Source organism: Campylobacter sp. RM9334, assembly GCF_020138145.1.
In the GTDB taxonomy this organism is placed as follows: domain Bacteria; phylum Campylobacterota; class Campylobacteria; order Campylobacterales; family Campylobacteraceae; genus Campylobacter_E.
Window position 1 is genome coordinate 51,124 of sequence record NZ_JACGAX010000011.1, and the last position, 8,723, is coordinate 59,846.

Here is an 8,723-nt window from a genome sequence, read left to right on the forward strand (position 1 = left end):
ATTATGGATGCGAAAATAATTAAATCTAAATTAGATTTTAGCAGTGTTTTGTATTTTATATTTATTTATTTGATTATTGCAATAACACAAGGAGCTTTTAAAGCAGGCTTTGTTTATTTAGGCATATTTTTCTCAATTTTGCTTGTGATTTATATTTATGATATGCCTATAATTAAAGTGATTTTGTATAAAGATAGAATTGGAGTTAGATTTATATTTTTTACAAAATACATAAAACTAAGCGATATTAAAAGCTATAAAAGAAAAAAGAGATTTTTAAAAATCAAAACCAATGGCTTATTTTATTCAAATATAAAATTAAGAAATTTTCATACAAATAGCCTTGATGAAATAGAACAGCACTTAAATGCCATAAATGAATAAAATTATGGAATTTAAATTAGGAAATTATCCTAATTTAAATTCTTTATTCAACCGTTACGCTTTTTGCTAGATTTCTTGGCATATCTACATTTGCACCAACACGATTTGTAATTTCTAGTGCAAATAATTGCATAATTACCATCATTTCAAAAAACTCGCTTAGATAATGTTCTTGTTCGCTTGTTTTTATAAAATCATCAGCCTCGCTAAACTCAATAGGAGAAATTGCTAAAATATTTGCATCTCTTGCGCTTAATTCTAAGACATTTGAGCGAGTTTTATCATATAAAATATTTTTCGGCATAAATGCAATTGTAAATAATTCGCTATCAGCAAGTGCGATAGGACCATGTTTCATCTCTCCTGCTGCATAGCCTTCTGCGTGCATATAGCTTATTTCTTTTAATTTTAATGCTGCTTCAAGTGCTAAAGGATAAAATAAATCTCTACCTATAAAGAAAAATCCGTGTCCGTGTAAGTATCGCTTGCTTAGGCGTTTTAGTTTATCGTGAGTATTTTTATTTACTTTTAATACATTAGATAAATCCTTAATAGCAAGTAATTCTTTTTTAATATCTAAATTAGGATTTTTATTCAAATACAATGCTAGTAGCCATAGATTTAGCATTTGAGCGCAAAACGCTTTAGTGCTTGCTACACTTTTTTCAATCCCTGCACGAATTAAAATACAATAATCAGCTTCTCTTGCTATGCTTGAATTATCAACATTGCATAATGCTAAAGTTTTAAGCCCAGCATTTTTTGCTATTTTTAAAGCTTCAAGAGTATCAGCTGTCTCGCCGCTTTGAGATATACAAACGAATAAAGCATTTTTATCTAAAAAGCCATTTTTATATCTAAACTCACTTGCTATTTCTACACGGCATTCAATATTAGCACTTCTTTCATAAATATAGCTAGATGCTAATGCTGCGTGATAGCTAGTGCCACAAGCGCAAATTATGATTTTACTAAAGTCTTGATTTAAATTCTTTAGCTCATCAAAACATACTTTATCATTAATAATTCTTCCTATTAATATATTTTGAACGATTTGGCTTTGCTCGTAGATTTCTTTTTCCATAAAAGTATCAAACCCATCTTTTAAAGCACTTTCTTTATCACAATTTAATTCTTTAAACTCAACAACGCCATTTAATAAATGAATTCCATTTTTATCTAAAAAGCCAAAATCTCCATCGTTTAAATAAGCAACTTGTTTGCAAATTCCAACCAACGGAGCATCACAAGATGCCATATAAAACTCACTATTATTTGAGCCTTTTCCTATTATTAGCGGTGCGTTTTTCTTAGCAAAAAATATAGTATTTGGAGCTTTTTTTGTGATTAATAATATTGCATAAGCTCCATCAATTTTTTTAATAACTTCACTAAAAGCTTTTTCAGGGCTTAAAGTATTTGCGTATTTTTCAAATAAATGAACAATTACTTCTGTATCTGTTTGCGAATTAAAATGTGTGGTTTTTAGTTCTTCTTTTATTTCTTTATAATTTTCTATAATTCCATTATGTATTACGCAAGAATATTCGCCGTAATGTGGATGAGAATTTGTATCATCAGGTTTTCCGTGAGTTGCCCAACGAGTATGACCTATGGCTACACCTTCATCATTAAAGTTTAAATTTTTCATAAAATTTGCTAGGTTTTCTAATTTTCCAGCTTTTTTAAAAAAACTCAATTCGTCTTTTTCCAACACAGCCATACCAGCACTATCATATCCACGATATTCAAGCTCTTTTAATCCTTTTAATATAATTTCTTTTTTTTCTAATTGTCCTAAATACCCAACAATTCCGCACATTTTTAATCCTTTAATAATAAAAATTACGCTAATTTATAGTAAGTTGTTAAACAAAGATAAATATAATCACTTTTCTTTTTTAAGGATGGTAAATGGATATTTTAGAAGCGTTAGACGAAGGTAAAAGATTAAGCGAAGAAGATTGTTATAAGTTATACGATTTAGATTTGCAAGTCTTAGGGTTTTACGCTAATAAAAAGAGATTAAAACTTCACGGAAAAAAAGTTTATTTTAATTGTAATCGTCACATAAATCCTACAAATATGTGCGTTGATACTTGTGCTTTTTGTGCATTTTCAGCTCATAGGCACAATCCAAATCCATATCATCTAACACACGAAGAAATCTTAAAAATAGTTGATGATACCGTTACTCGTGGGACAAAAGAAATACACATTGTTTCAGCTCACAATAAAAAAGGTGGTTGGGAATGGTATTTTGAGATTTTTAGAAAAATTAAAGATAAATACCCACATTTACATATTAAAGCAATGACAGCTGCTGAAATTAATTTTATTGCAAAGAGTTTTTTTGATGGAGATTATTCTGCAGTAATTGACAAAATGCTTGAATATGGAGTTGATTCTATGCCGGGTGGCGGTGCTGAAATTTTTGATGAAAAAGTTAGAAATGAGCTTTGTGCTAGCAAAGTTAGTTCTGATAATTGGCTTAAGATTCATGGGCTATGGCATCAAAAAGGAAAACAAAGTAATGCAACTATGCTTTTTGGACACATTGAAAGTCGTGAGAACAGAATTGACCATATGCTAAGACTAAGAAAACAACAAGATATCAGCAAAGGATTTAATGCTTTTATTCCGTTAGTATGGCAAAAAGACAATTCGTTTTTAAAGGATTTAAAACCGCTTGGAAGTATAGAAATTCTAAAAACTATTGCAATAGCAAGGCTTGTTTTAGACAATATCTCTCATATTAAAGCTTATTGGGCGACTTTAGGATTAAACCTTGCAATGGTGGCTCAAGAATACGGAGCAAATGACCTTGATGGAACAATAGAAAAAGAAAATATCCAAAGTGCAGGTGGTGCAAAAAGTGCGAATGGCATTACGCTACAAGACTTCATAGACAATATCAAAACATCAAATTTAATTCCAATAGAAAGAGATAGTTTATATAATGAGATTAAGGAATATTGATTGAATTCTTTATATGTTTTTAGCTCCATTTTAAAAACATCATTCAAACTCATTATGCAATTAATATATGATTGCAAAAAATATACTTTCAAACAATTTAATCTAATAATTTCTTACTACAAACAAAAGGATACTGCTATGAGCTAGAATTTTTAATCTTATTGTGTTTAATCTTAGGTGCTTTACGCTAAATATTTTTTTATAAGGGAAAAAAATGGACTTTTTTAAGTTAAAAGAAAACAATACAAGTGTTAAAAATGAGTTTAATGGTGCTTTAGCAACATTTTTATCAATGCTTTATATTATTCCAACTAATGCTTTTATAGTAAGCAATACTGGGCTTAGTGTAGAAGCTTTAATGCTAGCAACTGCTTTAGTAACTATAATAGCAACTGCATTTACAGGACTTTTTGCAAATTCTCCAATAGCAATGAGTACAGGTATGGGGCTTAATGTATTTTTTACATTTTCAATGTGTAAAGGTCAAGGAATTCCTGTTGAAACTGCTTTAGGTGCTGTTTTTATAAGTGGTTTTATATTTTTAGTTCTTTCTTTTACAAATTTTCGTATTTTTATTTTAAAAAGCATTCCTGAAGATTTTCGCCGTGCTATAAGTGCTGGTATTGGGTGCTTTCTAGCGTTTATGGGGATGAATCAGGCTCATATTGTTACGGCTGATCCTGTAACTCTTTTAAAAATAGGTAATTTTGCAGACCCGAATGTGTTATTTTGTTTATTTGTATTATTTTTAATTGTTTGTTTTTGGGCTTGGAAGATTAAAGCAGGCTTTATTTTAGCGGTTTTAATAGGTAGTATTATCGCTTGGACTTTTGGAATAGGTGGAGCAAAATTACCAAGTGAATTTGTGGCAATTCCAAATTTTAGTGAAAAAGATGGGCTTATGAGTATTTTTGCAAAACTTGATATTATGAGTGCTTTAAGTTTATCGGTATTACCTGCAGTAATGACACTTTTTGTAACTCAATTATTTGATAGTATAGGCACGATTACTGGTGCTGGAATTAGGGGCGGAATATTTAAAAATAAAACAAAATCAGACGGAACTCTTGATGATAGTGGAGATAAAAAATTAGGTAAAACTATGATAGCAGACGCGGCAGGAACTTGTATCGGAGCAGTTATTGGCACATCAACCGCAACTGCATTTGTAGAAAGTAGTGCTGGTATAGAAAGTGGTGCTAGAACAGGACTTAGCAATATATTTTTAGCGGGAATGTTTTGTCTTTGCATATTCTTTTTACCATTTTTTCAAGCAATTCCTGTTAATGCTATTTATCCTATCTTGATAATGGTTGGAATTTTAATGTTTATGGAAGTTAGCAATATTGATTTTAAAGACCCTGCAAATAGTGTTGCTACGTTTTTTACAGTAATTATGATGCCATTTACTTACTCAATTACTACAGGTATTGCTTTTGGATTTATTTCTTATGTATTAGTTAGATTATTAAGAAAAGAATTTAATAAGCTAAGTAGTGGTATAATCGTTATCTCTATTATTTGTATGGCAGTGTTCTTGCTACAATTTATGAAATTTAATTAAAAGGTAAAACTATGTATAAATATACTTACGATGAATTTAAAAATGACTTTGAGCCGTTTGCAAAACGCATTCAAGATGAGTTCAACCCAGACGCTTTTGTAGGTGTTGCTCGTGGTGGTCTTACACTTACTCACGCATTATCAACTGCGCTTAAAAGCAGAAATGCTTTTGTATTAAATAGTATTCATTATGACGGGCAAAAAAAATTAGATACTATTGAAATTACTAATATTCCTGATTTAAGTAAAGCTAAAAAAGTTTTAATCATTGATGATATCGTAGATAGTGGTGAAAGTCTTGATGCAATTCGTAAAAAAATCTTAGAAATTTACCCACATTTAGAAGTTAAACTTGCTGTTATTTTTTATAAGCCAAGTGCTATTATAAAACCTGAATTTTGTGTAAAAGAAGCTAAAGAATGGATTAGTTTCTTTTGGGATTTTGAAGTATGATTTATGAAAATAGTTTTTGCTATATTAAACGCCACGAGAGTTCTATCCCGTGGCTAGAAATCCATGCAAAAGACGAATACAAAGAACTTAGTAATGATGAAGAAACAAGCCTAAAAATTTTTAAAATTGCTATGCTTATAGAAAAAGAAATGATTAGTTTTTATAAGCCAACTAAGATTAATCACGCTTCATTTGCTAACTACTTGCCTAAAGCCCATTGGCATATAATGGCTAGATTTAGTGATGATGGATTTTATCCTGAATGTATGTGGGGTAAGCAATTAGGGGATTTAAAAGATTATAGAGCTAGTTTTGATGAATTTTGCGATATTCTAGTAGCTAAGTTAAAGAATTTTAAATAAGTAGAAATCATATTTAATTTTTACTTATTTAAAACATATTACTTTCTTAAATCTTTTAATAAAATCTTATTCTCTGCTGATATTTTTGCACTATAACTTATCTTTTGAAACATCATTGATAAAGTTTCATTATCTAATTTTTTAATTTTTAAAAAATTAAAAGTTTCATCAAAATTATTACTTAAAAGTTCTGTAAAATACCAAGCTCTAGCCATATTTACATAATATTCTTGACTTTTTATATTAAATATTTTTTCTAATTTTGTGGTATCACTGCTAAAATATCTTATAAAACATAAAATCCCAAATCTTTTTTCATATATTGCGCTAGATTCAATCCATTCGCATATGATTTGCTCTACCTTATCAAGATTATTATCAAAGCACTTAGGTCTTATAGTATCGCAACTACACCAATTATCTATGATTTTTAATATTATTTTTAAATTCTTAACTACTAAATCATAATCATCTAACTCATTTAGCACATGTATATAAAGTTGCATTTCATCAAAACTATTAAAATTAGTATTTGATAAATAATCATTTAAATCATACTTTTTAATTATAGTTTTTGCATACCTTTTAAGCTTATTGTTTCTAACTCCTATTATTTTATAGTTAGTAAATACTGATTTTTTGCAATAACTTTTATATACTTTATCTATATGTTTTTGTAAATATTCTTTAATTTTCATTATAGCTCTTTCGTTTTGTTTAAAAAAATAATCTTACTATAAATACTTTTACTAAGTATTAACCTAGCTTCTTTAAAATCATCGCAACTTAGACTAGTTTTTTACTCCTTGAGAGACTTAAACCCCTTGAGAAATCAAGGGGTTTTCTTTTTTTAAGAATAATTCAAATTACATTTTTTTAAAAATTTATATAACTTTAAGCTTAATTTTCAAAATTTATGCTACTATTCCCTTACATTTTTACAAAAAAAGGAGAAAAAATGAAATTAGTTAAATTAAGTTTAGCAGCAGTTGTTGCTGCAGGTTCGTTCTCATTCGCGAACGCAGTTGCTTTAGATGAAGCTATTCAAAATGTAGACCTATCAGGAATGTTAAGATATAGATACGATACAAATTCTGAAAAAATAAAAAACAATTCAGTTACTACGAAAATAGATAGATCAGAAGATAACGGACATTTATATAAAGTTCAATTAAAATTTGGTGCTGATATCGCTGATAATTTCAAAGCTACAGCATTATTCCAATATTCAAACACTGATGGTTCTTTTGGTGATTCAGCATATTTAAATGATAAAAAAACTTTCAATGTAAGAGATGCTTATTTAACTTATACAAATTATGATACTTCATTCATATTCGGTAGAATGGAAATTGGCTCAATTTGGACTGATGATTTACTAGGAACAGGGTTAAAAATAGTAAATAACAGTATTGAAAATGTAACTTTAGCAGCTTATGCTTTTGATAACTATAACAATGATGGAGATTTAAGTAGCGTTTTATTTGTTACAGATGAAGCAGGTAATAAATATGCTACAAGTAAGAACCTTTATGGTATAGCAGCTATTGCTAATTTTGACCCAGTAGCAGCTCAACTATGGGTTTCAAATATGGCTAGTTGGGGCACATTCTATGCAGTAGATTTCAATGTTGCTCTAGGTGACAAAGATGACTTTGCATATAATGTACATGCTCAATACGCAGGCAACAGCCTTAAAAAAGATAGAAAAGGTGAAACAGCAGCTAATGGTAACTTCTATGCAGCAGAAGCTGGCTTTGACGCATTCGGCTTAGACTTCAATGTAGGTTATGCTGGTTATGGTAAAAAAGATAAATTAACTCTTAATACTGTAGAAGATGAAGGTCAATTAATCAACTATGGCGAAATCGTAATGAAAGACTACCAAGGTGGTTTTGGTAAAAAAGATTTCGTATTCGGAACAATTGGCTATACATTTGAAGATGTAAGATTTGGTGTTGATATTATTAGTGGAACAAATAAAGTTTTTGCTGAAAAAGAAAAATTATTTGAAGTTAAACCACAACTATCTTATAAATACAGTGACAAACTAAACTTCTCAGCATTCTATGCTTACGCAGAAACTAAAGATTCTGTTAAAGTAGATGTTAAAGATGATAAAGTAACACTTAGCAAATCTGATAAGAAAAAAGAAAGTTTAATCAGATTCCAAGCTAAATATACATTTTAATTAATTGCTAGGCTTTAAGCCTAGCTTTTTAAAGACTTAGAATGAAAAAAATTTTATTATTTTTATGTATTACAAATTCTATAAATGCAGTTATTACAGATGATTTATTAAATTATACTTTTAGTGATAATTTAGATATTAATTTAGGTAAAGAACTTTTTATAAATATTCATAAATGCAATTCTTGTCATGGAGATTTAGGAGATAAATCAAGCACTACATTTAAATCCTTAAACACTCATTCAGCATCTACTTTAAAATCAATGTTAAAGTCTTACAAAAACGATAAAGATTTTGGAGGCAAAACAAGATTTGTTATGCAAAGATATGCAAATAAGTTGTCAAATAAGGATATTGATAATATTATAGCTTATATAAAGGGCAAAGATAATTTAGAATTACCTAATTCAAAAAATATTGAACCTGCTAAAAAAACTAAAGATAATTTATATTTGGAATAAAATCTAAATATAAATTCCTATTTTAAAACTTAGATATTTTATTATAATTTAGCTATATAACTTAATAATCTTATAAAATATATAATGCCATTAAGTTATGCTAAACATATAAAATTAACCTATCTAAAATATTTTATACAAATAATTCAAGTAATGTTTTTTATATTATTCAAAATTATTATTTATTTTCTTACTAAATTTCAAACTTCTCAAACCTAACTCTTACCACATAATAATCACAACTACAAACTATCTTCACTAATTTTAGTTTTTAATGTTTTTAAATTTTATTTTTTAAATTCTCTCAACTTTTCATACTTTCGCCACATT

Annotated in this window: 9 protein-coding genes; 7 read left to right on the top strand and 2 right to left on the bottom strand. The window is 28.4% G+C overall.

The genetic code is table 11. From position 1 onward, the window contains the following. Positions 1-3: 3 nt before the first annotated feature. Complete coding sequence (locus tag AVBRAN9334_RS06015) at positions 4-384, top strand: hypothetical protein (RefSeq protein ID WP_336607261.1); 381 nt, start codon at positions 4-6, stop codon at positions 382-384. Positions 385-427: 43 nt separating this feature from the next. On the opposite strand, the gene glmS is transcribed toward AVBRAN9334_RS06015, so the two are convergent. Next, complete coding sequence (gene glmS / locus AVBRAN9334_RS06020) at positions 428-2,206, bottom strand: glutamine--fructose-6-phosphate transaminase (isomerizing) (RefSeq protein ID WP_336607262.1); 1,779 nt, start codon at positions 2,204-2,206, stop codon at positions 428-430. A 92-nt stretch (positions 2,207-2,298) separates the two neighbouring features. On the opposite strand from glmS, the gene mqnE reads away from it, so the two are divergent. From mqnE to AVBRAN9334_RS06040, 4 genes are all read left to right on the top strand, one after another. Beyond that, positions 2,299-3,363 (top strand): aminofutalosine synthase MqnE, encoded by a 1,065-nt coding sequence (mqnE, locus tag AVBRAN9334_RS06025; RefSeq protein WP_214116032.1) that lies wholly within the window; start codon positions 2,299-2,301, stop codon positions 3,361-3,363. Between the two features lie 214 nt (positions 3,364-3,577). Next, complete coding sequence (locus AVBRAN9334_RS06030) at positions 3,578-4,927, top strand: NCS2 family permease (RefSeq protein ID WP_214116030.1); 1,350 nt, start codon at positions 3,578-3,580, stop codon at positions 4,925-4,927. Between the two features lie 11 nt (positions 4,928-4,938). Beyond that, positions 4,939-5,379, top strand: coding sequence for a phosphoribosyltransferase (locus AVBRAN9334_RS06035; protein WP_214116028.1), 441 nt, complete (start codon positions 4,939-4,941; stop codon positions 5,377-5,379). Continuing rightward, a complete protein-coding gene (locus AVBRAN9334_RS06040; RefSeq protein WP_336607263.1) occupies positions 5,376-5,741 on the top strand; it encodes an HIT family protein in 366 nt (121 codons plus the stop codon). The genes AVBRAN9334_RS06035 and AVBRAN9334_RS06040 overlap by 4 nt, the downstream gene beginning before the upstream one ends. A 38-nt stretch (positions 5,742-5,779) precedes the next feature. Here the strand turns inward: AVBRAN9334_RS06040 and AVBRAN9334_RS06045 are convergent, their stop codons facing one another. Then, positions 5,780-6,439, bottom strand: coding sequence for a DNA alkylation repair protein (locus AVBRAN9334_RS06045; RefSeq protein WP_336607264.1), 660 nt, complete (start codon positions 6,437-6,439; stop codon positions 5,780-5,782). Positions 6,440-6,699: 260 nt separating this feature from the next. Between AVBRAN9334_RS06045 and AVBRAN9334_RS06050 the strand changes: the two genes are divergently transcribed. Then, positions 6,700-7,932: a major outer membrane protein gene (locus AVBRAN9334_RS06050; RefSeq protein WP_336607265.1), complete on the top strand. Its 1,233-nt coding sequence runs from the start codon at positions 6,700-6,702 to the stop codon at positions 7,930-7,932. A gap of 41 nt (positions 7,933-7,973) precedes the next feature. Continuing rightward, complete coding sequence (locus AVBRAN9334_RS06055; protein WP_336607266.1) at positions 7,974-8,393, top strand: c-type cytochrome; 420 nt, start codon at positions 7,974-7,976, stop codon at positions 8,391-8,393. Positions 8,394-8,723 lie beyond the last annotated feature (330 nt).

Bases quoted from the DNA above. Each gene is read 5' to 3' on its own strand.
- AVBRAN9334_RS06015 (WP_336607261.1), top strand. From the start codon at position 4: ATGGATGCGAAAATAATTAAATCTAAATTAGATTTTAGCAGTGTTTTG.
- glmS (WP_336607262.1), bottom strand. From the start codon at position 2,206: ATGTGCGGAATTGTTGGGTATTTAGGACAATTAGAAAAAAAAGAAATT.
- mqnE (WP_214116032.1), top strand. From the start codon at position 2,299: ATGGATATTTTAGAAGCGTTAGACGAAGGTAAAAGATTAAGCGAAGAA.
- AVBRAN9334_RS06030 (WP_214116030.1), top strand. From the start codon at position 3,578: ATGGACTTTTTTAAGTTAAAAGAAAACAATACAAGTGTTAAAAATGAG.
- AVBRAN9334_RS06035 (WP_214116028.1), top strand. From the start codon at position 4,939: ATGTATAAATATACTTACGATGAATTTAAAAATGACTTTGAGCCGTTT.
- AVBRAN9334_RS06040 (WP_336607263.1), top strand. From the start codon at position 5,376: ATGATTTATGAAAATAGTTTTTGCTATATTAAACGCCACGAGAGTTCT.
- AVBRAN9334_RS06045 (WP_336607264.1), bottom strand. From the start codon at position 6,439: ATGAAAATTAAAGAATATTTACAAAAACATATAGATAAAGTATATAAA.
- AVBRAN9334_RS06050 (WP_336607265.1), top strand. From the start codon at position 6,700: ATGAAATTAGTTAAATTAAGTTTAGCAGCAGTTGTTGCTGCAGGTTCG.
- AVBRAN9334_RS06055 (WP_336607266.1), top strand. From the start codon at position 7,974: ATGAAAAAAATTTTATTATTTTTATGTATTACAAATTCTATAAATGCA.